This window comes from Sphingomonas aquatilis (assembly GCF_014196115.1).
GTDB classification, from domain to species: domain Bacteria; phylum Pseudomonadota; class Alphaproteobacteria; order Sphingomonadales; family Sphingomonadaceae; genus Sphingomonas; species Sphingomonas aquatilis.
The window spans coordinates 989,439-1,015,665 of the sequence record NZ_JACIDB010000001.1 but is presented as its reverse complement, the minus strand read 5'-3'; the positions used below and the strand labels follow the sequence as shown (position 1 = coordinate 1,015,665).

The window sequence follows — 26,227 nt, the reverse complement described above, 5'->3', positions numbered from 1 at the left end:
AGAATGGCCAAGCTGACCAAGAAGCAGAAGGCGAACGCCATCAACCCGGAAACGCTGCACGGCGTCGATCAGGCGATCGCGCTCGCGAAGCAGAACGCCACCGCCAAGTTCGATGAGACGATCGAAGTCGCGCTGAACCTGGGCGTCGATCCGCGCCACGCCGACCAGATGGTCCGCGGCGTCGTGACCCTGCCCGCCGGCACCGGCAAGACCGTCCGCGTCGGCGTCTTCGCCCGCGGTCCGAAGGCTGACGAAGCGCGCGCCGCCGGCGCCGACGTCGTCGGTGCGGAAGACCTGATGGAAACGATCCAGGGCGGCACGATCGACTTCGATCGCTGCATCGCGACCCCGGACATGATGGGCGTCGTCGGCCGCCTCGGTAAGGTGCTGGGCCCCAAGGGCCTGATGCCGAACCCGAAGCTCGGCACCGTGACGATGAACGTCGCCGAAGCAGTGAAGGCCGCCAAGGGCGGTCAGGTGGAATACCGCGTCGAAAAGGCCGGCATCATTCACTCGGGCATCGGCAAGGCGTCGTTCAGCCAGGAAGACCTGCGCCGCAACTTCGACGCGCTGGTCGATGCGGTCGTCAAGGCCAAGCCGTCGGGCGCCAAGGGCAAGTATGTCCGCAAGGTCGCCGTCAGCTCGACGATGGGCCCGGGCATCCGCGTCGATACCGCCGAGGTCGCGGGCGCGTAAGCCTTTCCGATCGTTCGGAATACGAAAAGGGCCGGGAGCGATCCCGGCCCTTTTTGCGTGTGGGCTCAATGCGCGAAGGCCCGCCCTACCCACGCCGTCACCCCGGACTTGGTCCGGGGTCCACTCCGCGGCGAGGGGAACGGCCGGAGGCGAGAACGTCCCCCCGCGGCCCGGTGGACCCCGGAACACGTCCGGGGTGACGGAGCGTTTGGAGCTGTCCGGCTGGTCCTATCGGCTTCCCGCGTATGGCGGGCGATCCCGGCCCGTCTCGCGTTGGGCGTGGTTCGGAACGCCTGCCCCACCCACACGTCACCCCGGACTTGGTCCGGGGTTCACTCCGTGGCGAGGGGAACGGCCGGAGGCGAGAACGCCCCCGCGCGGCCCGGTGGACCCCGGAACAAGTCCGGGGTGACGGAGCGTTTGGAACGACCCGGCGGGCCCAAATTGGCCTCCAGCGCACGGCAAGCGATCCCCGGCTCTTCGCACGCTAAACGTAGTTCGGAACGGCGGCCCCACCCGCCCGTCACCCCGGACTTGGTCCGGGGTCCACTCCGTGGCGAGGGGGATGGCCCGAGGCGAGAACGCCCCCCCACGGCCCGGGGGACCCCGAAACACGTCCGGGGTGACGGAGCGTGTAGAACGACCCGGCGGCCTTACTTGCCGTCGAGCGCGGCGCTGACGGCGGCGAGCGGGGTGGACAGCACGCCCGAGACATATTGCACCGCGATCAGTCCCGCAGCGCCGATGCCGATCAGCATGACGACGAACTGGAAGCGCGCGGCGAAGCGGCGGCTCTTGGCTTCGCGCTCGGCGACCGAGACGGCCCGGTTGGCGCCACGCCGATCCGGGCCGGATGCGCCCGCCTCGGTCCCCGGCTTCTGCGCCGGCGGCTTGGCCGACACGATGCCGTCGATGTCGATCTTGTCCTGCGTGCGGACGCCGAAATACTGGCCCTTCGCCCACACGACGCGGCCGACGATGATGTGATGGATGCGCCGGATCTCGATCACCGTACCCGGGCGGAACTCCTCGTCCGCGGTGGCGAGCAGTCCGCGCGACGACATATTGTGGATCGTGACGTCGCCCCAACCGGTGCCCCGGCGCATGCGCGCTCGCACCATCACCTTCCGGCGCGGTTCCCGCTGCTTCACGGCCGCTCCCCTGGGCGAACGGGGCCCACGATCGGCGACAGAGGGGTGGCACTCGGGATCATAGAGCCTGCTATGCCGCGCCAGTCTTTAACGGGAGGTTCCCGACACGGGTCGAAAGCGGACTTTTTTTGAAGGCAGCGACCGCGGGTGGTGGTCCCCGCGGTCGCCCCGGTCCGATTACAGGCCGATGATGCCGCCATCCGTCTTGGTGATGACGATCGTCGCCGAGCGCGGACGACCGGTGCCGGTGCCGGTCGCCTGGCTCTGCGGCCAGTTGCTGGTGATGTTGGTCGGGCCGCCGTTTTCGCCAGGATGCTGGATGTTGACGAACAGCGTCCGGCCATCCGGCGTCGAATCGATGCCGGTGATCTCGCACTGCTTCGGGCCGACCAGGAAGCGTTTCAGCGACGTGCCCGGCGCCTTGCCGATGCGCGTCGTCTGGCTGGCGGTGACGCCGTTCAGGCTGTTGGTGATCGTCCGCGTTCCGCCATCGCCGACGGTGCCGGGGATCGCGGCGAGCATCATGCAATTGGTGACGTCGGTATAGGCCCCGTCGTCGGTCTGGATCCACATCAGCGGCGTCCCCTGCCCCGCGACGTTGCTGGGCCGGGCGAACCACAGGCCGTCCGGCGACGAGAAGTCGTTCGTCGCGTCGAGGTTCGACAGATTGATGTTGGCGGGGTTGAGGTCCGCGCCCGCCCCGAAGGCGTAGATATCCCAGGTGAAGCTCGTCGCCTCGCTGGTGTCGCCGGTTTCGCGCAGGCGGATGACATGGCCGTTGGGATTGCCGTTGGTCTGGCCGCCGGTCGTCTTGGGATCGCTATAGGCGCGCGGGTTGGCGGCATCGGTGTTGGCGGCGGTGCGCGACGAATTGTTGGTCAGCGTCAGGTACATCTGGCCGTTGACCGGATTGACCGCCGTCCATTCGGGACGATCCATCTTGGTCGCGCCCAACGCGTCGCCAGCCAGGCGGGCATGGGTCAGCACATCAGCCTGATCGGCGAAGGCATAGGCCGGATTGCCCGCGGTCAGCGGCCCCTGCCCGAACACCAGCGGCAGCCACTGGCCGCTGCCGTCCGCGTTGAGCTTGGCGACGTACAGCGTGCCGCTGTCGAGATATTTGTCGCCGATCGCCAAGCGGTTGCTCGCGGTGGCGTCGGCATCGGACCAGGGCGTCGCGGAGACGAACTTGTAGAGATATTCGTTCTGCGCATCGTCGCCCATGTAGAAAGCCGGGCGGACGCCCGCGATGGTGCGGCCGACGACGCAGCCTTCGTGGTTCATCCGGCCGAGCGCGGTGCGCTTGCGCGGGGTCGACGACGGGTCGAACGGATCGATTTCGACGATCCAGCCGTACTGGTTGGGTTCGTTGCGGAAATCCTGCGTGCCGTCGGCCGCCTTGGTCGGATCGATCGTCGCGTTGAACTTGGCGATCCGGGTCGTGTCGCCCGAGGTCGGCGCGTCGGAGAAGGTCCAGCGATAATTGCCGGCGCGTTCGCTGAGGCCGTAGCGCGAGAAGGCAGTGACCGACTTCGCCCCCACCGCGGCGGCGCGGCGTGTGTTGTCGCCCGAATCGCGGCGGAAATAGCCCGCCCAATTCTCTTCCGCGGTCAGATAGGTGTTCCACGGCATACGACCGTTAGCGCAATTGTTGATCGTACCGCGACCGGTGCGGCCGTTGGTCGCATAGGCGGTGTACAGCAACGCGCTGCCCGCGACCGGCCCCGAAAAGCTGGTCGGCGTGAACGGCGTGATGCGGCGGTTGAAGCTGCTGGTGCTGCTATAGCTCCAGGCGCTGGTGCCGCGCGTGATCTCGATCACGCTGACGCCATGGCACTCCATCTCCTTCAGCACCTCGGCGGTCGGGCGGACGCCCGACGACAGGTTGGTCGGGCCGTTGGGGTGCAGGTAGCTTTCGGTGATATTCTCGTGGTTCATCACCAGCAGGCCGCGGCTGCTGTTGCTCGCGTCCGGCGTGGTGCCGCTGGCGGCGAGCCCGAAATAGCTCATGCCGTCGTGATGGTCGCCCGCGCGCGCCGAGAAGGTCGTGTCGCTGCCGTCATTGGCATAAGCGCCGACGCTGCCGTTGATCGGATCGCCGAGGCGGTAGAGGACGGCCACCTGATAGCCCGAGGGTACGGCGACGACGTCGGCCAGGCTCTTGGACACCGCGGTGAAATCGAGGATCGCGGGCGCGACGGTGACGCTGGTATCGGCGATCGAGCGGATGCCGTCCGACGAGGTGCTGGCAAACTGGAAGCCGAGGACGGTGCTCTGCGTCACCGCGGGTGCGGTGAAGGTGGCGGTGCCGGTCGAATTGGTGCTTAGCGCGACCGTCGGGCCGCTCGTCTGCGTCCAGCCCGTGCTGCTTGCCATACCGCTGGTGACGGTGCCGACCAAAGTCACCGTCTTGCCGCTGGTGGTGCTGGTGGCGTCGCCCGCGGTCACCGTGGTCGCGCGACGGGTGTCGTCCTGGTCGCAGCCCGCCAGCATCGCGCCACCGAACACCGCGATGCTCATCGCCGACAGGCCGCCGCGCAGCGTCTGGCGGCGCGAATAGCGGAGCGCGATGAGATCGTTGATATGGCCGTTCGTGCTGACATTGGTATCGATGTCGCCGTCGTCATAGCCGATGGCCGGCTGGTCGAGCATGGTCATGATGGAATTCCCCCTTGATCGCGGCCCGTTGGCCGGCGGTGCGATCCCCATTTTGGCGGGGGAAAGCGGCAGGGGGATTGCGATCGGATGACGGCCGGATGAAACGAACGTGACGAATTGAAGACACGTAAATTCTCCCCGCCAGGAGAGGTGGCAGCGCGCAGCGCTGACGGAAGGGGGCGGTCGGCGATGATATTTGTGACGGGGGACGCCGTTTTCCTCCCCCTCCACCACTCGGCTTGCGCCGAGCGGTCCCCCTCCCCCTGGCGGGGGAGGACCTATGCGCATGATTGACTCGCCCCGTATTTCCGCTATGTGCGCGGCCTTGCCGGCGGGTTCGCTCGTCGTGCATCCGTCCAAGACAGCAGGTGCTGCGGAATATGCCGCGGCTTAATGTCCTGCCGAGACGGGGACAGGAATTTGACGGACCGGTCGGGCGATAGCCTTGCGTCGGTCTGCTACACCTTCACGGGTGCCCTTCCCCATCGATGGACAACCCCGGCCGGGGTTCTCCCCTGCCGGTTTGTAACCGGGAGGGCCGCTTTGCGTGGCCTTCTCAAACGTGGAGAATGGCATGGATCGTGCTCAAAAGGCCGCGGCCGTTGCCGAGTTGAATCGCACCTTTTCCGAGGTCGGCGTGGTGGTTGTCACCCGCAACAACGGAATGACGGTGGCGCAGTCCACGCGACTGCGCAATCTGATGCGTGATGCCGGCGCGACCTACAAGGTCTCGAAGAACAAGCTTGCCAAGATCGCACTCGATGGCACCGACTATGGCGCGCTGGGCGATATGCTCACCGGCCCGGTCGGCCTTGCCTCCTCGGTCGATCCGGTCGCCGCAGCCAAGGTTGCGGTCGAATTCGCGAAGACGAACGACAAGTTCGAAATCGTGGGCGGATCGATGGGCGCGACGGCTCTCGACGTAGCCGGTGTGCAGGCGCTCGCCACCATGCCGTCGCTGGACGAACTGCGTGCGAAGATCGTGGGCCTCATCGTTGCTCCGGCAACGAAGCTCGCGACGATCACCCAGGCTCCCGCGGCGCAGATCGCGCGCGTGCTGTCGGCCTATGCCGAGAAGGAAGCCGCCTGATCTTTCAGGCGCTTGGCCTCAAGCGATTTTGTGAACGACACTCCGGGGCGATGCCCCGAACTATGAAGGAAGTACCATGGCAGACCTGAACGCGCTCGTTGAGAGCCTGAGCGAACTGACCGTCCTCGAAGCCGCTGAGCTGTCGAAGATGCTCGAAGAGAAGTGGGGCGTTTCGGCCGCTGCGGCTGTTGCCGCTGCTCCGGCTGCTGGCGGTGGCGCTGCCGCTCCGGCCGCTGAAGAGAAGACCGAGTTCGACGTGATCCTGACCGGCGACGGTGGCAAGAAGATCAACGTCATCAAGGAGGTCCGCGCGATCACCGGCCTGGGCCTGACCGAAGCGAAGGCTCTCGTCGAGGGCGCGCCGAAGCCGGTCAAGGAAGGCGTGAACAAGGACGAAGCCGAGAAGATCAAGAAGCAGCTCGAAGAAGCCGGCGCGACCGTCGAGCTGAAGTAAGCTGCAGAATTGGGATCGCTTCTGCGATCCCAATTCCAGGCCGGCCGGGCTCGGCTCCGCCGAGCTTCGACGTCATGGGGCTTGCCCCCATGACGGCCGACCGAAGCGATACGAAGAGGGCGGCCCCCGCAAGGAGGCCGCCCTTTTTCGTCGGCGGAGAAGCGCGGGATATCTCGTGCCAAATCCCCCGTTCGTGCTGAGCCTGTCGAAGCACGATCATCACCGCAAACCTGCCGCGCTTGTGGCAGCCCGCCCTTCGACAGGCTCAGGGCGAACGGACGTTCGGCGAGATGTGCGTGAAAGCCCCACGCCCGGTTGCCCCGCCCCGCCCCCGCCTGTACCGCGCGTCGCATGACCAACCTCGCTGACCTTCGCGACGAATACGACTTCTTGGATGCCGACGATCGCTATCGGCTGCTGATCGATCTCGGCCGCGCGCTCGAACCGATGCCGGATGCGTTGAAGACGGAGGCGACGCTGGTGCGCGGCTGTTCGGCGTCGGTGTGGGTCTATCCGACGCGGCGCGACGACGGCACGCTGCATTTCCTGGCGGACAGCAATGCGGCGATCACCAAGGGGATCATCGCGCTGGTGCTGCTCACCGTGCAGGATCGCGCGCCGGGCGATATCCTGGCGGCCGATATCGAGAGGGAACTGGCGTCGTTCGACCTCAAGAACCAGCTGAGTTCGAACCGGACGCAGGGGATTCCGAACATGATCGCGCTGATCCGCGAGACAGCGGCGCGGTACGTTTGAGGGGTTCGGGGCGCGTCCCCAACCCACCTCGTCACCCCGGACTCGGTCCGGGGTCCACCGGGCCGCTAGGGGACGGTCACGCCTCCAGCCATCCCCCTCGCCGCGGAGTCGACCCCGGACCAAGTCCGGGGTGACGCGGGGTGTGGGGCGACCGTCAGCGCGCCTCGGGCTGCGGTGCCAGCCGCGCCGCCAGTTCCGCCACGTCGGCGCCCTGCGGCACCACCAGCCAGCGGTGGGGATCGCGGCCATCGATCAGTGCCACCGCACCGCGCGGGCAGACGCCCAGGCAGCGCGTCTCCACCACGCCGAGCGGCGCCTTGCGCCCCTTCTTCAGCCCCAGGATCTTGCGCAACACCTTGGCGAGCGGCGTGCGGCCCTTCTTGCCGAAGCCGCCGTCGATCTTCTTCGAACATTTGCCGCAGACCAGGACCGCGCCGGACCAGGCGCTGGGGACGTGTTTCAGCTGGGGCGCCACTCGCGCCGCTCCTCTGCCGTCCGCAAGACCTCATAGGCCGCCTGTACCGCCTGGAAGCGGACCGCCGCATCGGCATCGCCGGGGCGGACGTCCGGGTGGTTCGCCTTGGCCAGCCGGCGCCACGCCGCCTTCACCGCATCGAAATCGGCGTCGCTCTCCAGCTCGAGCGCCTCCAGCGCGCGCATCTCGTCGCGCGAGCGGCTGCCGTCGCCGGGGCCGCCCCAGGCATAATGGCTGGCATTGGCATAGCCCGATGCGGTGCGGCTTTCCGATGCCTCGCGCTGGGCGGCTTCCTCGGCCGACAGACCTTCGAAATAATTCCAGCCGCGATTGTATTCGGCGGCATGCGCTTCGCAGAAATACCAGCGATCGGGGCTGTTGGGCGATTTGGGCGCGGGGCAATTGCCCGGCGCGTCGCAGCCATGCCGGTCGCACAGGCGGACCGTGGTCGCCTCGCGCGACGAGCCGTAGCCGCGCCAGCGGGGAAAGCCCCAGTCGTTCGAACGGGTGGGATTACGCGCCATCCCCGCCCACATAAGCGCTGGGCGGCGGCGCGCAACGTCCTACCGCCACGGCAATAAACGCCAGAGGGTCTGTAAGCCGGGTTCTGTCCATCCCCGAAGGGACTGGGCGACCATTCCTCTAGGACGACGCTTGCGCGCCGCCTCCAGCAACCAACCCGGACGACGAGCTGAAACGAAGCCCCTGTGCCGTCCCTATTCGGTTTTGCTCCCGGTGGGGTTTGCCGTGCCGCTTCCGTTACCGGTCGCGCGGTGCGCTCTTACCGCACCCTTTCACCATGACCGTCCCGAAGGAGTGGCCGTCTGCTCTCTGTGGCACTGTCCCTGGGGTCGCCCCCGCCGGGCGTTACCCGGCACCGTCGTTTCGCGGAGCCCGGACTTTCCTCGCGCATCTTGCGATGCCCGCGGCCGCCCGACCCTCTGACCGGGCCTCTCTACTCATCCCCCTGCGGTTTGGGAAGCAATAGCGCGAGCAGGATCATGCGGCATTCCGCATCGATCTCGCCATCGATCAGTTCGGGGCGGAAGCGGCGCTGGAACGCCATGATCGCCGCCATCGGATCGGTGACGTCATAGCCGAAGCGTTCCAGCGCAAGCAGGAAGCCCGCCTGCGTCCACATCGGGTCGAGCAGATTGCGCGTCGGCCGCGGTAACGCGAGGCGCAGCCGGGCGAGCCGGTGCCAGGGGAAGAGCTCGCCCGGATCGCGCTTGCGCACCGGCGCCACGTCGGAATGGCCGACGATATTGCCGCGGGTGATGCCGTGGCGATCCTTGATGTCCGCGACCAGCGGCAGCAGCGCCTCGATCTGCGCCTCTGGGAACGGGCGATAGCCCCATTCATGCCCCGGATTGACGATCTCGATCCCGATGCTCGCCGAATTGACGTCGGTGATGCCGCGCCAGTGCGATGCGCCGGCATGCCAGGCGCGATGCTCCTCGGCGACGAGGCGGTGGAGCGTACCGTCCTCGTCGAGCAGATAATGCGACGAGACCTTGGCCTCGGGATCGCACAGGCGGGCCCGCGCGGAGGCGGCATCCTGCATGCCGGTGTAGTGCAGCACGATCATGCTGATCGGCAGCGTCCGCTCGTCGAAGTTCGGCGAGGGCGTGTCGAGACGGTCCATGGCGATGCACGTTAGCCGAGCCGCACGCGCGAGGTAAGAGGGGCTGGACGATCCGCGGTCAGGCGCCGCCGCGGCCCTGGGCTGCGCCGGCGATGCCGCCGTCGGACGTTGGCACGGCCGACCGTTCGTAGAAGCCCCGCAGCGTCCGGCTCGGCTGGAACAGCTGCGTCTGGCCGATGACCGTCTCCCCCGCCCCCAGCACCAGCAGACCGTCGGGCCGCAAAGCGTCGGCGAAGGTGCGGAAGACCGCCTGCTTGGTTTCGGGCGACAGATAAAGCAGCACGTTGCGACACAATATGACGTCGAACGCGCCCGCCGGTGGGCGGTCGGCGACCAGATTGTGCTGCCGGAACATGACGCGCCGGGCGAGGTCGGGCTTGATCGTCCATTCCCCGCCCTCGCCATCGAACCAGCGCATCAGCTGGCGGATCGGCAGGCCGCGCTGGATTTCGAACTGCGTGTACCGGCCGGCACGGGCGCGGGCGAGCGCGAGGTCGGATACGTCGGTCGCGAGGATTTCGGGCATAGGGGCGCCCGCCTCCGCCCGTTCGGCGAACAGCATCGCCAGCGATTGCGGCTCCTGCCCGGTGGCGCAGCCGGCACACCAGATGCGCGCACGGTGGCCGCGCCGTTCCGCGGCCGCCACCGCCTCGACGACGAGATCGAAGATCGGCGCATCGCGGAAGAACGAGGTTTCCTGGTTGAGCAGCGCGTCGACCACCTCGTCGGCCAGCGGGCGATCGCGCCCCTCGCGCAGCAGCGCGACGAGCTGGTCGAGCGTCCCGAGGCCGCGATCGCGCATCAGCGATTTCAGCGCCGTATCGATCCGCCAGGATCGATAGCTGGCGATCCGCTGGCCCGTCCGCGCCTCGAGCAACGCGCTGAACATCTGCAGCGTCGCGGGCGATACGGTGCTGCCAGCCGCGGGCGGGCGCACGGCGGTCGCGCGCGACGGGGCGATCATGGCCGCTGTCCGGCGGCGGCGAACAGGCCGATGTCGCGCGGCGACAGGACGACGTCCGCGTGGCCCGCCTGCACAATGGTGCCCGGCATGCCCCACACGACCGAGCTGATCCGATCCTGCACGATCACGCTGCCTCCCGCCTCATGCACCGATCGCGCGCCATCGGCGCCGTCGCGCCCCATGCCGCTCAGCACGATGGCGAGCACGCGGGGCCCGAAGATGTCGGCGAGCGACGCCAGCATCGGATCGACCGACGGCATGCAGCCGCTGTCGCTCGGCTGGTCGGTCAGGCGCACCGCGGCCGACCCGTCGGGCAGGCGGACGCAGCGCATATGCGCATCACCCGGCGCCACGATGATCCGCCCGGGGCGCACGCGCATTCGGTCGCAGGCGACATCGCACGGCCGGCCGCCGATCACCGCGAGTTGCGCGGCGAAATAGGGCATGAAGGCCGCGGGCAGATGCTGCGTGACGAGGATCGGCAGACGGAATTCCGCCGGTATCGCCCGCAGCAATTCGCTGAGCGCATGGATACCGCCGGTCGAGGCGCCGATCGCCACCACGTCGTAATCCGCCGCAGCCGTGGCGAGCGGGACGGTCACACCCTTCGCATCGCGCACGGCTGCCGGCGTGCGGATCGCCAACGCCGGGGGCTGCTCGTCGACCGCGGCGGGTGCGGGATCGACGGCCAGCAGCCGATCGATCTTGCCGAGCAGCGATTCGCTGAACTGGGTGATGCGCTGGCCGGCCTCGGGCTTGAACAGCGTGTCGATCGCGCCGGCGTCGAGTGCCTGCTGCGCGACGTCGCCGCCCGTGTTCAGCGCGCCCGAGACGACCAGCACGTGCGCCGCATTACTGGCGGCGAGCAGCGCCGGCAGGGCGGTGAGGCCATCGGTGTCGGGCAAATTGATGTCGAGCAGGATCAGGTCGATCTGTTCCCGCGCCAGCGCCGCCAGGCCCGCCGCGATCGTGCTGACGCTGGCGACGACGACATAACGGCCGCTGGCGGTGACGATCCGCTCCATCACCGCGCGTGTGACCGCCGAATCGTCGACGATCAGGATGCGCGGCAGGGGCCGGGGCGGCGTTGCGGGACTGTCGTCCTCCGCCTGCACATCGTCACGTAAAGGTTGGGGAAGCGGCGCCATGCACCCGGACCGACTCAGGCGAGGCCGACGATCTGGAGCTTGGATTCGAGCGTATCGCGGTCGAACGGCTTCATCACATATTCGTCCGCGCCGGCGTCGATCGCCGCGCGGATATAGGCCATGCCGTTCTCGGTGGTGCAGAACACGACCTTGGGTCGCGAGGGGATCGCCGATTCGCGCAACGCGCGCAGGAAATCCATCCCGCTCATCACGGGCATGTTCCAGTCGAGCAGGATCACGTCAGGGGCAGACGCCAGGCAGGCGTCGAGCGCCTCACGGCCGTCGCAGGCCTCCGTCACGGTAAAGTCCAGCGTTTCCAGAATGTGCCGGGCCACCTTGCGGATCACCTTCGAATCGTCGACGACGAGGCAGGTCTTCATGGATACGCCTTTTCACGAAGGAAGTGTTCGTTCTGACGCCTGTGTGACAGGCAAGGGTAAGCGGGCCGTTAAGCCGCCACCGCCTGTTGCGGAACAATCGCCGCAAGATCGACGATCAGCAGCGCCTCGTCGTCCCGTTCGATCAACCCGACGCCCACCCGCGCCCAGCCGCGATCGAGGGCGAGGCCGGGAGAGAGCGACTGACGATCGAACAGCGCGACATCGTCGAGCGAGTCGACCAGCACCGCATAATCATGGCCATCGACCCGCGTGATCACCGCGCGCCGCGCATGGGTTGGCATCGGCGCGAGGCCGAGCGCGGTGCCCGTGTCGATCACCGTCACGACGCGGCTGCGCAAGGCGACCAGCCCACGGATCGCGCGCGCGGTGCGCGGCACGGCGACCGTTTCGGCGATGTCGACCACCGAATCGATCTGCGACGTGGCGATCGCGACGCCGCGGCCGGCGATCTGGGCGATCAGGAACAGCTCCATCATCGTTCCCCCACCGCGCGCGCCAGCGCATCGAACAAGGCCGACCGGTCGTAGCGATAGATGCCCTCGCCCACCCCCGGATCGCGCCGGAGCCGCACGACATTGCGCGCGACGGCGGGTGCGACGGGTCGATCATCCATCACCAGCGCGACGTCGACCGGCACGTCCGCCGGCGGCTGGGTGACGCAGCGATAGCCCGCCGCATCCAGCATCGGCCGCAGGAAGGTTTCCATCCAGCCGCTGCCATCCCCCTGCAACAGGCACAGACGCGGCTCGGCCGGTCGCAGCGCTTCGCCAGCGAACAGCGCATGCGCGTCGAGCAATTCCACCTGTTCGCCGCCGATGATCGCGACGCCGGCAACCGGCCCGCAGCCGAAGACGGGCGCGATCTGATCGGGCAGATGGACGATCTCGACCGGCTCATGGATCGCATAGGCGATCTCGGTCGAACCATCGGTCAGGCGCAGCACGGGTACTTCGCGTCGGTCGCCGAACGGGGCGACCGCCTGCAAGGGGACGAGCGCCCCGCCGATCGCCAGCCGCAGCTTGCCCGCGGTCCGGCGGATCGCATCGACCGACACCGGCTCGACGCGGTCGATCGCCGCGAGCGGCATCACGCGGCGCTGGCCGTCCAGATCCTCGAACAGCAGGGCCGGAATGGCGTTCGCGCGCGTCTGTTCGACCGGTGCCTCGTCGGCGATCAGCGTCTTGTCGAACCGCAGGCCCGCCATGGTGGCCATACCCGATCCGTCGAGAAGCAGCATCGGCTGGCCCGAATCGGGCAGCGTCTGGCCGGCGTACAGGCCGGTCGCCATCACGGCGGGCGCCGCCGGCTTGACCACCAGGTCCTCGGTATCGATCACCTGATCGATCACCAGCGCATAATCGCCGCCACGCGTCGACACGATCGCGAGCGTCGCGGCCTGATCCTTCTCGCCGGCAAGGCCCATCAATTCGGCGAGCGACACCATCGGCAGCCTCCGCCCACGCACAGTCGCGACCGCCGTGTCGCCGATCGTGTCGATCCGCACCGATTCGCCGCGGATGCGCAGGATTTCGTCGACCGACTGGCGCGCGATCGCGAAGCGATGATCGCCGACGCCGACGACGATCGTCGACATGATCGATAGCGTCAGCGGCACGAAGATTACGATGCTGAGTCCGCGTCCCGGCTGGCTGGCCAGATGAATGCGCCCGCCAAGCTGTTCGATGTTGGCGCGCACCACGTCCATGCCGACGCCGCGGCCCGAGATCGCCGTCACCGTATCGCGGCTCGACAGGCCGGGATGGAAGATGAGGTCGAGCTTGGCGGCGTGATCCATCGCGGCGGCCTGGCTGGCGGTCAGGATCTTCTGCGCCCTGGCCTTTTCGACCAGCCGATCGACGTCGATACCGCGGCCGTCGTCGGTGATTTCGACGAGGATCTGGTTGCCCGACTGGCGCGCCGAGACGACCAGGCGGCCGGTGTCGCGCTTGCCCGCCATGCGACGATCCGCCGGCGCCTCGATACCATGGTCGACCGCGTTGCGGATGATGTGGAGCAGGGGATCGCGCATCAGCTCGATCATCTCGCGGTCCAGCTCGACGTCGGCGCCCTCGATGGTCAGCGCCACCAGCTTGCCGAGCTCCCCGGCGGTATCGCGGACCATGCGCGGCAAGGCGGAGAACAATGCGTCGATCCGCTGCATGCGGGTGCGGGTGACGGTATCGCGCATGTCGGCGACGGTCAGCGACAGGCGCTCCAGCGCCGCCTCGACCAGCGGGTCGTTATCGACATCGCGCAGCCGCCGCGCCAGCTCGTTGCGGGCGAGCACCATGTCCGACATGCCGCTCATCATCCGGTCGAGCAGGTCGACGTTCAGCCGGACGGAGCGGGAGCCGACGCGCGGCAGGTGCGCCGCCTGCACTGACGCGACCGGCTGCGCATCCTCCGCCAGCGCCGCGATCAGCAGGTCCTCGCCCGTATCGTCCAGCGCTTCGCCGCCGTCGATCGCCTCGACGATGTCTCCGATCCGGTCGACGATCGCGAGGACGGCATCGACCAGCGCGGTATCCGGCGTGCGGCGGCCGTCGCGCACCGTCGCCAGCGCATCTTCGGCGGCATGGCTCAGCCGGGCGAGGCGCGGCAGATCGAGGAAGCCGCAGCTGCCCTTCACCGTGTGGACGAAGCGGAAGATCGCATCTAGCCGCGCGCGATCACCCGGATCCGCCTCCCACGCGACGATCTCGCCCGACAAAGCGTCGAGCGTCTCGCGGGTTTCAGCGATGAATTCCTGCAGCAGGTCGTCCATGGGTCCCCGGGCGGTAGTCGCGTGGGGTCATGGCGGATGAGGGGTTAAGAGCGCGTTTACTGCGGCGCCCGACTCCGATCAGCCGTTCGGAAAGGCGACGCCGAAGATCATGACATTCTCGGCCGGTTCGCTGACCAGCACCGTGCCGCCGGCTTGGGCGGCAAGCGTGTGGACCAGATAGGCGGCGGCCGCGCGCGGGGTGACGCCTTCGGCTCCCTCGCCGTCGGTCAGCGTGCGGCGCAATTCGGGGTCGAGGATGATCCGCGGCCCTTCGATCTTGACCACGATCTCCAGCTGCCCCCCATTGTCTTCGCCGCCGACATCCAGCGTGCCGCCGCGCACCAGCGCCTCGCTGGCGATCAGGGCGAGGTTGAGCATCACCTTCAGCGCGGACTTGGGCAGCGTCTCCGTTTCCACCCACCAGTTGAACTGCGTGCGCTTATTGTCGGCAAGCAGGCCCTCGATCGCCGTCTTCGCCTCGCGCGCGTCGACCTGTTCGCCGAAGCCGCCGGCGGCACCAAAGGCGAGGCGGAAGAATTTGAGCTTGTTGGCGGATACGCGTGCGCTCTCGCTGAGCAGCTGAAAGACGCGGGTGCGCATCTCGGGATCATTCTCGTCGCCGAGCAGCTCCAGCCCGTTGTTGAGCGCGCCGACCGGCGACAGCAGGTCATGGCACAGGCGCGAGCAGAGCAGGCTCGCAAAATCGATCGGGCTGACGGACATGGGTATCCCCTGAAGTATCGCTCTGATGTGGCGGGGATGAGTCACGGGTGCAAGCGGCATGCTTCGCTCCCTCCCTTCGTCATTCCGGCGAACGCCGGAATCCATGGATACGGTGGGGAAGCGGTGGGGCGCAGCATCGGCCGCGTGCGTCCATGGATTCCGGCGTTCGCCGGAATGACGAAAAAAGGGGTCAGTGGAAAACGTTCAGCCCCACCGCCTCGAACCTCCCCTCGACCTGCCCATCCTCCACCGCCCGCCACGCGCGCAGCGCGCCGCCCGCCGCGATCAGCCACAGCATGCCGTCCGGCGCGGCGCTCGCGGCGTCGCGCGGCGAGGGGCTGGCCTCGCCAGAGGGGTGCGAATGATACCAGCCGACGATCGCGGGCCCGCCGCTCCGTGCCGCACGGTGCGCTGCCAGCAGAGCGGCGGGGTCGATCTCGAACCAGCGAGACGGATCGGCGGCGACGTTGCGGCACGGCTGCACCGCCGCGATCGCGTCGGCCGTGCCGAACAGCAGGCCGCACACCTCTTCGTCCGGCGAGGCTGCCCCAGCGCGCAGGATTTGGCGGGCAAGGTCGCTTGCAATCGTCACCATCGTTCCCACATCGTTACGGTATGGACCGGGGGGTTTCCATCCTTGAAGCGACGATCGCGCCTGCCGCCGATGGCTGGCGGCTCGACCGTGCGCTCGCCGATGCGGTGCCGACGCTGTCGCGCGAGCGGCTGAAGGTGCTGATCGCCAGCGGCGCGGTGACGCGCGACGGGGTGATGGTGCGCGATCCCGCCAAGCGCGCGAGCGCGGGGGATCGGCTGAACGTCGCGGTGCCCAATCCGACGCTGCCGCACAACGAGGCGCAGGATATCCCCCTCGTCATCGCCTATGAAGACGAACATCTGATCGTGATCGACAAGCCCGCCGGCCTCGTCGTCCACCCAGCGGCGGGCAATCTCGACGGCACATTGGTCAACGCGTTGCTCCACCATTGCCAGGGCAGCCTGTCGGGCATCGGCGGCGTCGCGCGGCCGGGGATCGTCCACCGGATCGACAAGGATACCAGCGGGCTGATGGTCGCCGCCAAGACCGATCGCGCGCATGAGGGTCTGGCGCGCCAGTTCCACGACCACAGTATCGATCGGCGCTATCGCGCGATCGTCGGCGGACGGCCGCGACCGGCGGAGGGCAAGGTCGACGCCCCCCTCGCCCGCTCGGCGACCAACCGCAAGAAGATCGCGATCGTTCAGGGCGGCAAGCGCGCGGTGACGCATTATCGCACGATGGAGCTGCTGCGCGACGCGGCGCTGGTCGAATGCCGGCTGGAGACGGGGCGCACGCATCAGGTGCGCGTCCACATGGCCTCGATCGGGCACGCCTTGCTGGGCGACCCGGTCTATGGTAGAACAAAGGGTGCTCAAAAAGCGCTTCTCGAAACCCTCGGTTTCCGCCGCCAGGCCTTGCATGCGGCGCATCTGGGGTTCATCCATCCGGTGAAAAGCACCGCTTTGGCGTTCGATAGCGATATGCCTGCAGACATGCAGGAACTGTTCACCGAGCTTCACGTATAGGTCCGGACCGTTCGTTGCCGCGACAGGGACGACACGCCTCCGCAAGATAAGGGAGATCAGATCATGGCAGCCCGCAGCAACGTCCCCGCGACGATACCTGCCCTCGGCGGCGAGCAGAGCCTCAACCGCTACCTCGCCGAGATCAAGAAATTCCCCATCCTGCAACCCGAGCAGGAATATATGCTCGCCAAGCGCTTTCAGGAGCATGGCGATACCGAGGCGGCGGCGCAGCTCGTCACCAGCCACCTGCGCCTCGTCGCCAAGATCGCGATGGGCTATCGCGGTTATGGCCTGCCGACGTCGGAGCTGATCAGCGAAGGCAATATCGGCCTGATGCAGGGCGTGAAGAAGTTCGAGCCCGATCGGGGCTTCCGCCTCGCCACCTATGCGATGTGGTGGATCCGCGCGTCGATCCAGGAATATATCCTGCGGTCGTGGAGCCTCGTGAAGATGGGCACCACTGCGGCACAGAAGAAGCTGTTCTTCAACCTCCGGCGCATGAAGTCGAAGCTCGATGCGTTCGAGGACGGCGATCTGCGTCCCGAGCACATCACCAAGATCGCGACCGATCTGGGCGTCGCCGAAAGCGATGTCGTCAGCATGAACCGTCGCATGGCAATGGGCGGCGACACGTCGCTTAACGTCTCGATGCGCGAAGATGGCGAGGGCCAGTGGCAGGACTGGTTGCAGGACGATGCACCGTTGCAGGACGCGGTCGTCGCCGACGCGCAGGAGGCGGACGTCCGCCACGACATGCTGGTCAGCGCGATGGACGACCTGAACGACCGCGAGAAGCACATCCTGACCGAGCGGCGCCTGACCGACGATCCCAAGACGTTGGAAGAGCTGAGCCAGGTGTACGGCGTGTCGCGCGAGCGCGTGCGCCAGATCGAGGTGCGGGCGTTCGAGAAGCTGCAAAAGGCGATGATGCGGATCGCCGGCGAAAAGCGCCTGATCGCGGCCTGAGGTGAGCGTGCCGGCCGGCCTGACCGTCGTCGTCGGCGGCGGCGCGGCCGGTATCGCCGCGGCGCGGGCGCTGCACGACGCGGGTGCCGAAGTATTGCTGGTCGAGGCGGGCGACCGCCTTGGCGGTCGCGCACGTAGCCTGCGGTTGCCGCTCGATGGGAGCCTCGCCCCTGCCCCACTTACCCCGTCACCCCGGACTTGTTCCGGGGTCCACCGGGCCGCTGGGGGATCGTTCGAGCCACGAGACGCCCCCCACGCCGCCAAGTGGACCCCGGAACACGTCCGGGGTGACGAACAAATTGGGTCGAAGGGTTCCGTCACCGTCGACGCCGGCTGCGGCTGGCTCCACTCCGCCAAACGCAATCCCTGGACCCGGATCGCCGAGGCCGCCGGCGTCACCATCGACCGATCGTCCCCCAACTGGGGCGTCCAATGGCGCGACCTGGGCTTCCCTCCGCACGAACAACGCGCATTCAGCGAAGCCTACGATCGCTTCGAAACCGCTGCGCATGCCGCGCTCGACGGCGCTGACCGCCCGCTGTCGGACTTCGTCGCTGCGGACGACCCGTGGCGCCCGATGATCGATGCCATCTCCGGCTATGCCAATGGCGCGCCGCTGGGCCGCGTGTCGCTCCACGACTGGGCAGCGTACGAAGATGCAGCGACCGAGGACAATTGGGCGCTGCCCGCCGGATACGGGACGCTGATCTTCGGTCATGCGCGGGGCGTGCCGGTGCGGCTCGACACGCCGGTCACGCGGATCGACCATCGCGGGACAAGAATCCGGCTCGACACGCCTGCGGGGACGATCGAGGCGGCGCGGGTCATTCTCGCGCTGCCGACGACGGCGTACGACGGACTCGTCTTCGACCCGCCGCTGCCCGACAAGCAGCAGGCCGCGGCGAACCTGCCGCTCGGCCTCGCCGACAAGGTATTCCTCTCCGTCGATACGCCCGAATGGCCGGCGCATGCCCATCTGACCGGGAACCCTCACAGCGCCTGCACCGCCAGCCACCGGCTGTCGCCGTTCGGGCTGCCGATCATCGAAAGCTTCTTCGGCGGTTCCTGCGCGGAAGCGATGGCGGACGAGCGGGCGGCGATCGACTTTGCGATTCGCGAACTGGTCGCCTTGCTGGGCAGCGACTGGCAGCGGCGGCTCCATCCGCTCGGTGCGACGCGCTGGCGGGACGCGGCGCATATCCACGGCAGCTACAGCCATGCGGCGGTCGGCCACGCGGGGGCGCGGGCAGCGCTGGCGGCGCCCGTCCACGACCGGCTGTTCTTCGTCGGCGAGGCCTGTTCGGCACACGACTTTTCGACCGCACATGTCGCCTACCAGACGGGCATCGACGCCGCGGCCGCGATCCTGGGCTTGATGCCGGAGCGCCCCGCCCCGTAAAGCGCGGCGATGAGCCGCGTCCTCCGTATCCTGCTGAAAGCCGTGCTGGCGTTCGTCATCGTGTCGGTGCTCATGGTCGGCATCTTCCGCTTCGTGCCCGTGCCCTTCACCTGGACGATGATGGGCGACCTGCTCGGCGGCCGCAGCGTCACCAAGCAATGGATGCCGCTGTCGGAGATGGACCCCGACATGGCCCGCGCCGCCATCGCAGGCGAGGATGCGCGCTTCTGTTCGCACCATGGCTTCGACTGGAAGGGGATCGCCAGCGCCGCCTACAGCAATGCGCAGGGCAAACGGCTGCGTGGCGGATCGACGATCAGCCAGCAGACCGCCAAGAACGTGTTCCTGTTTCAGGGCGGCGGCTACGCGCGCAAAGCGCTGGAGGCCTATTTCACCGTCCTGATCGAGACCCTGTGGGGCAAAAGGCGGATCATGGAGGTGTACCTCAACGTCGCCGAGACGGGGATCGGCACCTATGGCGCGGATGCCGCCGCGCTCCGCTATTTCGATCACGACGCAACCCATCTGTCGCCGACCGAGGCGGGCCGGATCGCCGCAGTGCTGCCGCTCCCCAAGAAGCGCGCCGCGATCGACCCGCGCGGCTTCGTGCGGCGGCACGGCAATGCGCTGGCGCGCTATGTCGGCGTGGTGAAGCGCAACGGGCTGGATAGCTGTCTCGGCAAGGGGTTTTAGTGTTCGTCATCCCGGCGAACGCCGGGATCCATGGACACCCGCCGCTGCTGACGGCATTCCAACGCCGGTTCACCGCCTCCATGGATCCCGGCGTTCGCCGGGATGACGGAGGAAGGAGTCAGCCCGCAATCGCCCGCGCATAGGCGTCGATGTCGACGTTGCCGCCCGACAGGATCACCAGCAGCCCCGGCTCCACGGCGACCTTCCCCGCCAGCACCGCCGCCAGCCCCACCGCGCCGCCCGGCTCGACCACCAACCGCAAATGCTCCGCCGCCCAGCGTTGCGCGGCCGCGGTCTCCGCCTCGCTGACCGCGACGCCCGTCGCATCGCGGCGGGCCAGCACGTCGAAGGTCAGCGGGGATACGCGCGGCGTCTGGAGCGCATCGCAGGCGGTCGGCGGCGGGTTGGGACCGACCGGCTCGATCCATGACGCCTCCAGGCTGCGGCGCATGTCGTCCCAGCCCTCGGGTTCCACGACCGTGATCGCCGCATCCTTCAGGGCGAGCGCCAGCCCCGCGGACAAACCGCCGCCACCGCAGGGCACCACGACGCGACGCGGCGCGCCGAGGCCGAGCGACGCCATCTGCGCCCCCGCCTCGATCCCGGCACTCCCCTGCCCCTCGATCACCCAGGGATCGTCGAAGCTCGGCACCAGAGTCGCGCCGCGCGCCTCCGCCAGCCGCGCGGCGATGGCCTCGCGGCTTTCCGTCGCGCGGTCGTATCGGACCACCTCCGCCCCCAGCGCCAATGTGCCCTCCAGCTTCGCACGCGGCGCGTCGGCCGGCATCACGATCGTCGCCGGCATCCCCAGCCTCTTCGCCGCCCAGGCGATTCCCTGCGCGTGATTGCCGCTGGAGAAGGCAACGACGCCGCGAGCCCGCGATTCCGCGTCCAAGGCGGTCAATCGATGCCAGGCGCCGCGGATTTTGAACGCGCCGATCGGCTGCAGGGATTCCGCCTTGAAGACAACCTTCATCCCCTTGATTTCATGCACATAAAGCGGCGTCGGCGGCAGTATGCGCGCGATCTTTTCGGCCGCGTCCCGCACCCCCGCCCGCGTCGGCTGTCGCAAAATCGTCACTTTTCGTCCTTTCGTGCGATCAGCCACTTTACATGCAGGCCAAGCAACCATAGATCGCGCCTCCGCTGCCCCATGGGACTTCCAACCGCAAGGCAGCTTTTGTCACCGTATGCCGTAAGGCAATTGGAGGTCCCTTGAATTGGCCAAGCACCATAGCGCGCTGGGGTTAGCGCCCCTCTCGACCGCCCGTTCCTCCGTTCTCGGTGGGGGCATCGACATCGCCCAGAGTCGCCCGGTCGATCCGGTGACGCTCGTCCGTCCGCACGCTGCTGCACGGGCCGCCCGATTCTTCGTCGAGAAGTTTCCGGGGCGTCCGATGTATGCGGTGAAGGCGAATCCGACGCCCGCGTTGCTCCAGATCCTGTGGGACAACGGCATCACGCATTACGACACCGCGTCGATCGCGGAAGTGCGCCTGGTGAAGGCGACGCTGCCGGACGCAACCTGCTGCTTCATGCACCCGGTGAAGTCGGAAGAGGCGATCGCCGAGGCGTATTTCGTCCATGGCGTGAAGACCTTCTCGCTCGACTGCCTGGAGGAACTGGCGAAAATCGTCCGTGCCACGCAGGGCGCGACCGACCTGACGCTGTGCGTGCGCCTGCGCGTCTCGTCCGAATATGCCAAGCTGAGCCTCGGTTCGAAGTTCGGCGTCGGCCAGTCGGAGGCGAAGGAGCTGCTGATCGCGACCCGTCAGGTGGCGGACGCGCTCGGCATCTGCTTCCACGTCGGCAGCCAGACGATGTCGCCGGACGCCTATTCGAACGCGATGGAGCGGGTGCGCGCGGCGATCGTCGACGCGGCGGTGACGGTCGACGTCATCGACGTCGGCGGCGGCTTCCCCTCGGCCTATCCCGGCATGACCCCGCCGCCGCTGGAGCGTTTCTTCGAGACGATTCATCGCGCGTTCGAAAGCCTGCCGGTCAGCTATTCCGCCGAATTGTGGGCCGAACCGGGCCGCGCGCTGTGCGCCGAATATGCGTCGGTCGTGGTGCGCGTGGAGCGCCGCCGCGGGCATGAGCTGTACATCAACGACGGCGCCTATGGCACGCTGTTCGATGCGGCGCATATCGGCTGGAAGTATCCGGTGCAGCTGCTGCGCGAGCCGGAATCGGACGCGCGCGACATGGACTTCGCCTTCTGGGGTCCGACCTGCGACGATCTCGACTATATGGCCGGCCCGTTCCCGCTGCCCGCGGACACGAACACCGGCGACTATTTCGAGATCGGCATGCTCGGCGCCTATGGCCAGGCGATGCGCACCGGCTTCAACGGCTTCGGCACCGGCGACACCGTCGTCGTGACCGACGAGCCGATGCTGTCGGTCTACGCCGAGGACCGCCTCGTCGCGGAGCAGCGTGCGGGCAACGTCGTCAAGCTGTAACGCCCCTACCGTAATCGATCCTTTCCCTCCCCTCGCGCGCCCGCGCGGGGGGAGATCATTGGGTTTCCGCGTCCCCAACAGTGAATGACGACGGGTATTGGATAGCCAAAGGCGAACCATGACCGACACCCTCACCAAGACCGCAGGCGCCAATGCGCCGATCAACGACACCCGCAAGGCCGAGCTGCTGTCGAAGCAGGTCAAGCATATCGACATCAAGAGCTTCGACGCGCGCCCGATCGTCGAGGCGATGGCGGACATGAGCTTCACCAGCCGCGACCTCGGCCGTGCGACCAACATCTACAACCAGATGCTGGCCGACAAGGACTGCTCGATCTTCCTCGTCATCGCGGGTTCGACCTCGGCCGGCGGCTGCATGGACCTGTATGCCGAGCTGGTGAAGAACAACATGGTCGACGGCATCGTCGCCACCGGCGCGACCATCGTCGACATGGATTTCTTCGAGGGTCTCGGCCACAAGCACTATCAGGCGCTGGAAATCCCCGACGACGACACGCTGCGCTCGCTCTACATCGACCGCATCTACGACACGTACATCGACGAGGAAGCGCTCCAGCACGTCGACCACACGATCTTCGAGATCGCGGAATCGCTGCCGGCCGGCCCGTATTCGTCGCGCGCGTTCATCCGCGAGATGGGCAAGTATCTCGTCGAGCACGGCAAGAAGGAGAACAGCCTCGTCAAGCTCGCCTACGAGCATGACGTGCCGATCTTCTGCCCGGCGTTCGTCGACAGCTCGGCCGGCTTCGGCCTCGTCAAGCATCAGGTCGATGCCGCCAAGGCGGGCAAGCCCTATGTCATGATCGACGCGGTCGCCGACTTCCGCGAACTGACGGAGATCAAGATCGAGGCCGGCACCACCGGCCTGCTGATGATCGGCGGCGGCGTGCCGAAGAACTTCATCCAGGACACCGTCGTCTGCGCGGAAATCCTGGGTCACGACGACGTGCAGGTCCACAAATATGCCGTGCAGATCACCGTCGCCGACGTGCGCGACGGCGCCTGCTCGTCCTCGACGCTGCAGGAAGCGGCGAGCTGGGGCAAGGTGAACACCGGCATCGAGCAGATGGTCTTCGCCGAAGCGGGCAGCGTGATGCCGCTGCTGGCGTCCGACGCCTATCACCGCGGCCTGTGGAAGGACCGTCCGGTTCACCGCTGGGGCAAGCTGTTCGACAAGTAAGTCGGGCCTGCGGGCTGCATGATGAGGGCGCCCCGGTTCGATCCGGGACGCCCTTTTTTTGTTATTGGGAGCCCCCAAAACTCCGTTCGCCCTGAGCTTGTCGAAGGGTGGGTCGCCGCACGCGCTGTCTCTCGTGCGGAAAGCCGTGCTTCGACACGCTCAGCACGAGCGGGTGTGGGATTATGCAGAGGCGTTCCCCTCCTCCCGCGCTTTCCGCGCGAAATCGTTGAGCTGCTTCATCGTGGCGTCGAAATTGCCGTCACGTTCGGCGTTGCGGAAGCCACGGACGCGCTCGACCAGAATCTCCTTCGGCGTCGGCTGCTCGCCAAACAGCCGCATCACCTCGTCGACGAAATCGTCGAGCGGCTGGTACATCGACCGCTTCTCCTGCCCCGGCGTCAGCGTCGTCTGCACGCCCGGCGGTGCCAGCTCGATCACCTCCACTTTGCCTTCCAGCGCGTTGCGTAGCGACAACGTGTAGCTGTGGATCGCCGCCTTGGTCGCGCAATAGGTCGGCGCATCGACCAATGGCACGAAGGCAAGCCCGGAGGTCACGTTGACGATGACCGCATCGTCTTTGCCCTTCAGGTGATCGATCAGCGCATTGGTCAGCCGGATCGGCCCCAGCAGGTTGGTCGTCACCGTCTCTTCAGCATCCGACAGGTCGCGCTGCGTCTCCAGCATCTCGAAGCGCATGATGCCGGCATTGTTGATCAGCACGTTGAGGTCGGGATGCGCCTCGATCACGCGCTTGGCGAAGTCGGCGACCCCCTCGGCGCTGTCGACGTCGATGGTCATCGTGTGGATATTGTCGCGGCCCTCAGCGACCTCGTCCAGCGCCTCCTGCCGGCGGCCTGCGATGATGACGGTGTTGCCCGCATCGTGCCAGCGCTGTGCCAGCGCCGCACCGATGCCGGAACCGCCGCCGGTGATCAGGATCGTATTGCCGGTCTGCTTCATCGTGCCTCGTCCTTGGCTTGGGAGCCCCGAGTGATCCGGAGCCGCCGATATGAAAGGTTGCGGGACGAAACGCTGTGCGTCAGGTTCCGCTCCCAACGGAGGGGACAACATGCACAGCGACATCCTGCGCCCGATGGTGGCACTCATCGCCTGGACACTCGTGATGTTCGTCTGGATGCTGGCGACGCGCATGCCCGCGATGAAGGCGGCGGGCGTCGACATGGGCAAGCTGGTCGGATCGACCGCCGCCGACGCGGATCGGGCGCTGCCGCGGCACATCCAGTGGAAGGCGCACAATTACAATCACCTGATGGAGCAGCCGACGTTATTCTACGCCGTCTGCACCGTCATCGCGCTGAGCGGCACGGGCGATGGCCCGAATGCGGCGATCGCCTGGGCCTATGTCGGCCTGCGGATCGCGCATTCGCTGGTGCAGGCGACGGTCAATCGCGTATTGCCCCGCTTCATGCTGTTCCTCGCTTCCACGGTCGCGCTTGCCGCGCTCACCCTCCACGCCGCACTGGCGGTGTTCTGATGGCGAAGGGAGAGACGTTCGAACGCCATCGCCAGCCCTGGACCGCGGACGAGATCCAGAAGCTGCACACGCTCGCCAAGAAGGGCATGGCGCTGAAAGCAATCGCCAAGGCGCTGAAACGCAGCGAGGAATCGACTAAGGATCGCGCCAAGGCCGATGGCCTGTCGATCGCCAAGCTGCGCTGACGCCTACAACGACGCGGTGAGCTGCACGAAGCTGCGCGCGCGCGACTGAAGACGGCCGGTGGATTCGGCCAGCGTCCGCGACACCGCCTCCAGCCCGGACACGTCGTCACCGATCGCCGCCGACTGATCGCTGATCGCACGCGCGCGATCGTCGATGGCATGGCCTGCCTCTGCCGATTGCTCGACATGGCTGGCGATACGCCGCGTTGCCCCCTGCTGCGCGGCGACCGCCTGTTCGATCGCGACGCCCGTATCGGCGATGGCGGCCATGGTCGCCTCCAGCGTGCGGTGGCCGCCGACGACGTCACCGAGCAGGCCGTGCATGTCCGCCACCCGCGCCGCAATGTCCTTGGCCGCCGTGCCGGTCTGTTGCGCCAGCATCTTCACCTCGCTCGCCACGACCGCAAAGCCGCGCCCCGCCTCTCCCACGCGCGCCGCCTCGATCGCGGCATTGAGGGCGAGCAGGTTGGTCTGGCTGGCGATCGTCTGGATCAGGCGCAGCATGTCGTCGACCGCGGTCGCCTTCTCCACCAGCCGCGTCACGCGATCGCCCGCGGCTGTCACCGCCACGCGCGCATCGTTGCGCAAGGCCGCGGCGCGGGCCGTCTGCCCGCCGATGCCGTCCAGCGTCGTCGCCAGGGTCCGGCCGAGTTCCGCGATGTCGGTCAGCGCGGTGACCATCTGCCCGGTCGCACCCGCCACCGACGCCGCATCCCGGCGCGAGGCCCCCGCGCGCGTGACGACCAACCCCGCCATTGCGGCGATCCGCTCCGCCGCCTCGGCGAGTTCCGCTGCCAGATGCGCGACATCGGCGGTGAAGGCCTTGCCCGCCGCGTCGATCCGCGCCGCCCGCGCCTCGCGATCGGTCATCACCTGGGTACGACGCTGGATGGACAGCCGCTCGAATGCGGTCGCATCGACCACGGAATCGAAGACGCCATCACGGGTCAGCACCAGTCCGTCCCCGCCCGCGTCGAGATAGGCGAGCACGAGCGCATCGGCATCCAGCCCCGCATCGGCGGTCCCACAGGGCCGAATCAGCGTCGTCAGCGATCCGCCGATGCTGGGGTTCTGCATCAGCGCGTGACCGAACGGGTTGAACAGGATGGTCCGGACATCGCGTTCCCGGATAACGCCCACCGGACGGCGCTGCGCATCGACGATCGCGAGCAGCCGAAGATCGGGCGATTGCCGGAACATATCCACCGCTTGCGCCAGCGAGGCGGTGTGGATCAGGCAAACACCCTCGCCCTTCACCGACGCCTGCACGCCACCGAAAGCGCCGTTGCGCAGCAGATCGATGTCGAACAACATGGCCGCGACCCTAGGGGGCGAGCG

General features: G+C 67.6%; 27 protein-coding genes and 1 other RNA gene. 12 read left to right on the top strand and 16 right to left on the bottom strand.

Going from position 1 to position 26,227, the window contains the following annotated elements; all coding sequences use genetic code 11:
• The first annotated feature begins 3 nt into the window (after positions 1-3).
• Complete coding sequence (gene rplA, locus GGR47_RS04630) at positions 4-696, top strand: 50S ribosomal protein L1 (RefSeq protein ID WP_017978226.1); 693 nt, start codon at positions 4-6, stop codon at positions 694-696.
• Positions 697-1,349: 653 nt separating this feature from the next.
• Here rplA and GGR47_RS04625 read toward each other — a convergent pair.
• Positions 1,350-1,847, bottom strand: a complete 498-nt coding sequence (locus GGR47_RS04625; protein WP_017978225.1) for a PilZ domain-containing protein — start codon at positions 1,845-1,847, stop codon at positions 1,350-1,352.
• Between the two features lie 177 nt (positions 1,848-2,024).
• Positions 2,025-4,499 carry a PhoX family protein gene (locus tag GGR47_RS04620; protein ID WP_147037305.1) on the bottom strand — a complete coding sequence of 825 codons (2,475 nt, stop codon included), beginning with the start codon at positions 4,497-4,499 and terminating at the stop codon, positions 2,025-2,027.
• 580 nt (positions 4,500-5,079) lie between these two features.
• Here GGR47_RS04620 and rplJ point away from each other — a divergent pair.
• From rplJ to GGR47_RS04605, 3 genes are all read left to right on the top strand, one after another.
• A complete protein-coding gene (rplJ, locus tag GGR47_RS04615) occupies positions 5,080-5,595 on the top strand; it encodes a 50S ribosomal protein L10 (RefSeq protein WP_017978222.1) in 516 nt (171 codons plus the stop codon).
• A 76-nt stretch (positions 5,596-5,671) separates the two neighbouring features.
• Entirely contained in the window at positions 5,672-6,049 is a 378-nt protein-coding gene (gene rplL / locus GGR47_RS04610; RefSeq protein WP_017978221.1) for a 50S ribosomal protein L7/L12, read from the top strand.
• A gap of 351 nt (positions 6,050-6,400) precedes the next feature.
• Positions 6,401-6,805 carry a SufE family protein gene (locus tag GGR47_RS04605; RefSeq protein WP_147037304.1) on the top strand — a complete coding sequence of 135 codons (405 nt, stop codon included), beginning with the start codon at positions 6,401-6,403 and terminating at the stop codon, positions 6,803-6,805.
• Positions 6,806-6,959: 154 nt separating this feature from the next.
• Here the strand turns inward: GGR47_RS04605 and GGR47_RS04600 are convergent, their stop codons facing one another.
• The 11 genes from GGR47_RS04600 to GGR47_RS04550 form a co-directional block, all read right to left on the bottom strand.
• Entirely contained in the window at positions 6,960-7,280 is a 321-nt protein-coding gene (locus tag GGR47_RS04600; protein WP_043059904.1) for a (2Fe-2S) ferredoxin domain-containing protein, read from the bottom strand.
• Entirely contained in the window at positions 7,265-7,804 is a 540-nt protein-coding gene (locus GGR47_RS04595) for a J domain-containing protein (RefSeq protein WP_116460766.1), read from the bottom strand. Before GGR47_RS04595 ends, GGR47_RS04600 begins: the two co-directional genes overlap by 16 nt.
• Positions 7,805-7,860: 56 nt before the next feature.
• Positions 7,861-8,225, bottom strand: an RNA gene (rnpB, locus tag GGR47_RS04590) — RNase P RNA component class A.
• 10 nt (positions 8,226-8,235) lie between these two features.
• Positions 8,236-8,925, bottom strand: coding sequence for an N-acetylmuramoyl-L-alanine amidase (locus GGR47_RS04585; protein ID WP_017978217.1), 690 nt, complete (start codon positions 8,923-8,925; stop codon positions 8,236-8,238).
• Between the two features lie 58 nt (positions 8,926-8,983).
• On the bottom strand, positions 8,984-9,889 hold the full coding sequence (locus tag GGR47_RS04580; protein WP_017978216.1) for a CheR family methyltransferase: 906 nt from the start codon (positions 9,887-9,889) through the stop codon (positions 8,984-8,986).
• The gene (locus GGR47_RS04575; protein ID WP_017978215.1) at positions 9,886-11,004 is read right to left on the bottom strand and encodes a chemotaxis protein CheB; all 1,119 of its coding nucleotides are present in this window, start codon (positions 11,002-11,004) and stop codon (positions 9,886-9,888) included. Before GGR47_RS04575 ends, GGR47_RS04580 begins: the two co-directional genes overlap by 4 nt.
• 47 nt (positions 11,005-11,051) lie before the next feature.
• Complete coding sequence (locus GGR47_RS04570; RefSeq protein ID WP_017978214.1) at positions 11,052-11,417, bottom strand: response regulator; 366 nt, start codon at positions 11,415-11,417, stop codon at positions 11,052-11,054.
• Between the two features lie 68 nt (positions 11,418-11,485).
• On the bottom strand, positions 11,486-11,911 hold the full coding sequence (locus GGR47_RS04565) for a chemotaxis protein CheW (protein ID WP_017978213.1): 426 nt from the start codon (positions 11,909-11,911) through the stop codon (positions 11,486-11,488).
• The gene (locus tag GGR47_RS04560) at positions 11,911-14,202 is read right to left on the bottom strand and encodes a chemotaxis protein CheA (protein WP_017978212.1); all 2,292 of its coding nucleotides are present in this window, start codon (positions 14,200-14,202) and stop codon (positions 11,911-11,913) included. The genes GGR47_RS04565 and GGR47_RS04560 overlap by 1 nt, the downstream gene beginning before the upstream one ends.
• Positions 14,203-14,280: 78 nt before the next feature.
• Entirely contained in the window at positions 14,281-14,925 is a 645-nt protein-coding gene (locus tag GGR47_RS04555; RefSeq protein ID WP_053111633.1) for a histidine phosphotransferase family protein, read from the bottom strand.
• 190 nt (positions 14,926-15,115) lie between these two features.
• The gene (locus tag GGR47_RS04550; RefSeq protein ID WP_183949439.1) at positions 15,116-15,520 is read right to left on the bottom strand and encodes a M67 family metallopeptidase; all 405 of its coding nucleotides are present in this window, start codon (positions 15,518-15,520) and stop codon (positions 15,116-15,118) included.
• A 20-nt stretch (positions 15,521-15,540) separates the two neighbouring features.
• Between GGR47_RS04550 and GGR47_RS04545 the strand changes: the two genes are divergently transcribed.
• The 4 genes from GGR47_RS04545 (at position 15,541) to mtgA (ending at position 19,546) form a co-directional block, all read left to right on the top strand.
• On the top strand, positions 15,541-16,488 hold the full coding sequence (locus GGR47_RS04545; protein ID WP_017978209.1) for an RluA family pseudouridine synthase: 948 nt from the start codon (positions 15,541-15,543) through the stop codon (positions 16,486-16,488).
• A gap of 63 nt (positions 16,489-16,551) precedes the next feature.
• Positions 16,552-17,454: an RNA polymerase sigma factor RpoH gene (gene rpoH, locus GGR47_RS04540; protein WP_017978208.1), complete on the top strand. Its 903-nt coding sequence runs from the start codon at positions 16,552-16,554 to the stop codon at positions 17,452-17,454.
• Between the two features lies 1 nt (position 17,455).
• Positions 17,456-18,853: a flavin monoamine oxidase family protein gene (locus GGR47_RS04535; RefSeq protein WP_147034987.1), complete on the top strand. Its 1,398-nt coding sequence runs from the start codon at positions 17,456-17,458 to the stop codon at positions 18,851-18,853.
• A 9-nt stretch (positions 18,854-18,862) separates the two neighbouring features.
• The gene (gene mtgA / locus GGR47_RS04530) at positions 18,863-19,546 is read left to right on the top strand and encodes a monofunctional biosynthetic peptidoglycan transglycosylase (protein WP_147034986.1); all 684 of its coding nucleotides are present in this window, start codon (positions 18,863-18,865) and stop codon (positions 19,544-19,546) included.
• 118 nt (positions 19,547-19,664) lie between these two features.
• On the opposite strand, the gene GGR47_RS04525 is transcribed toward mtgA, so the two are convergent.
• On the bottom strand, positions 19,665-20,627 hold the full coding sequence (locus GGR47_RS04525; RefSeq protein ID WP_183949438.1) for a threonine ammonia-lyase: 963 nt from the start codon (positions 20,625-20,627) through the stop codon (positions 19,665-19,667).
• 139 nt (positions 20,628-20,766) lie between these two features.
• Here GGR47_RS04525 and GGR47_RS04520 point away from each other — a divergent pair, with 139 nt between their 5' ends.
• Both GGR47_RS04520 and GGR47_RS04515 read left to right on the top strand, forming a co-directional pair.
• The gene (locus GGR47_RS04520; protein ID WP_183949437.1) at positions 20,767-22,008 is read left to right on the top strand and encodes a type III PLP-dependent enzyme; all 1,242 of its coding nucleotides are present in this window, start codon (positions 20,767-20,769) and stop codon (positions 22,006-22,008) included.
• Positions 22,009-22,126: 118 nt separating this feature from the next.
• Positions 22,127-23,209, top strand: coding sequence for a 1,9-bis(guanidino)-5-aza-nonane synthase (locus tag GGR47_RS04515; protein ID WP_053111627.1), 1,083 nt, complete (start codon positions 22,127-22,129; stop codon positions 23,207-23,209).
• Between the two features lie 180 nt (positions 23,210-23,389).
• Here GGR47_RS04515 and GGR47_RS04510 read toward each other — a convergent pair whose 3' ends face one another.
• On the bottom strand, positions 23,390-24,169 hold the full coding sequence (locus GGR47_RS04510; protein WP_147034985.1) for an SDR family oxidoreductase: 780 nt from the start codon (positions 24,167-24,169) through the stop codon (positions 23,390-23,392).
• Between the two features lie 109 nt (positions 24,170-24,278).
• On the opposite strand from GGR47_RS04510, the gene GGR47_RS04505 reads away from it, so the two are divergent.
• A complete protein-coding gene (locus GGR47_RS04505) occupies positions 24,279-24,704 on the top strand; it encodes an MAPEG family protein (protein WP_147034984.1) in 426 nt (141 codons plus the stop codon).
• A complete protein-coding gene (locus tag GGR47_RS04500; protein ID WP_017978200.1) occupies positions 24,704-24,889 on the top strand; it encodes a hypothetical protein in 186 nt (61 codons plus the stop codon). The genes GGR47_RS04505 and GGR47_RS04500 overlap by 1 nt, the downstream gene beginning before the upstream one ends.
• Positions 24,890-24,892: 3 nt before the next feature.
• On the opposite strand, the gene GGR47_RS04495 is transcribed toward GGR47_RS04500, so the two are convergent.
• On the bottom strand, positions 24,893-26,203 hold the full coding sequence (locus GGR47_RS04495) for a methyl-accepting chemotaxis protein (protein ID WP_147034983.1): 1,311 nt from the start codon (positions 26,201-26,203) through the stop codon (positions 24,893-24,895).
• Between the last annotated feature and the right edge of the window lie 24 nt (positions 26,204-26,227).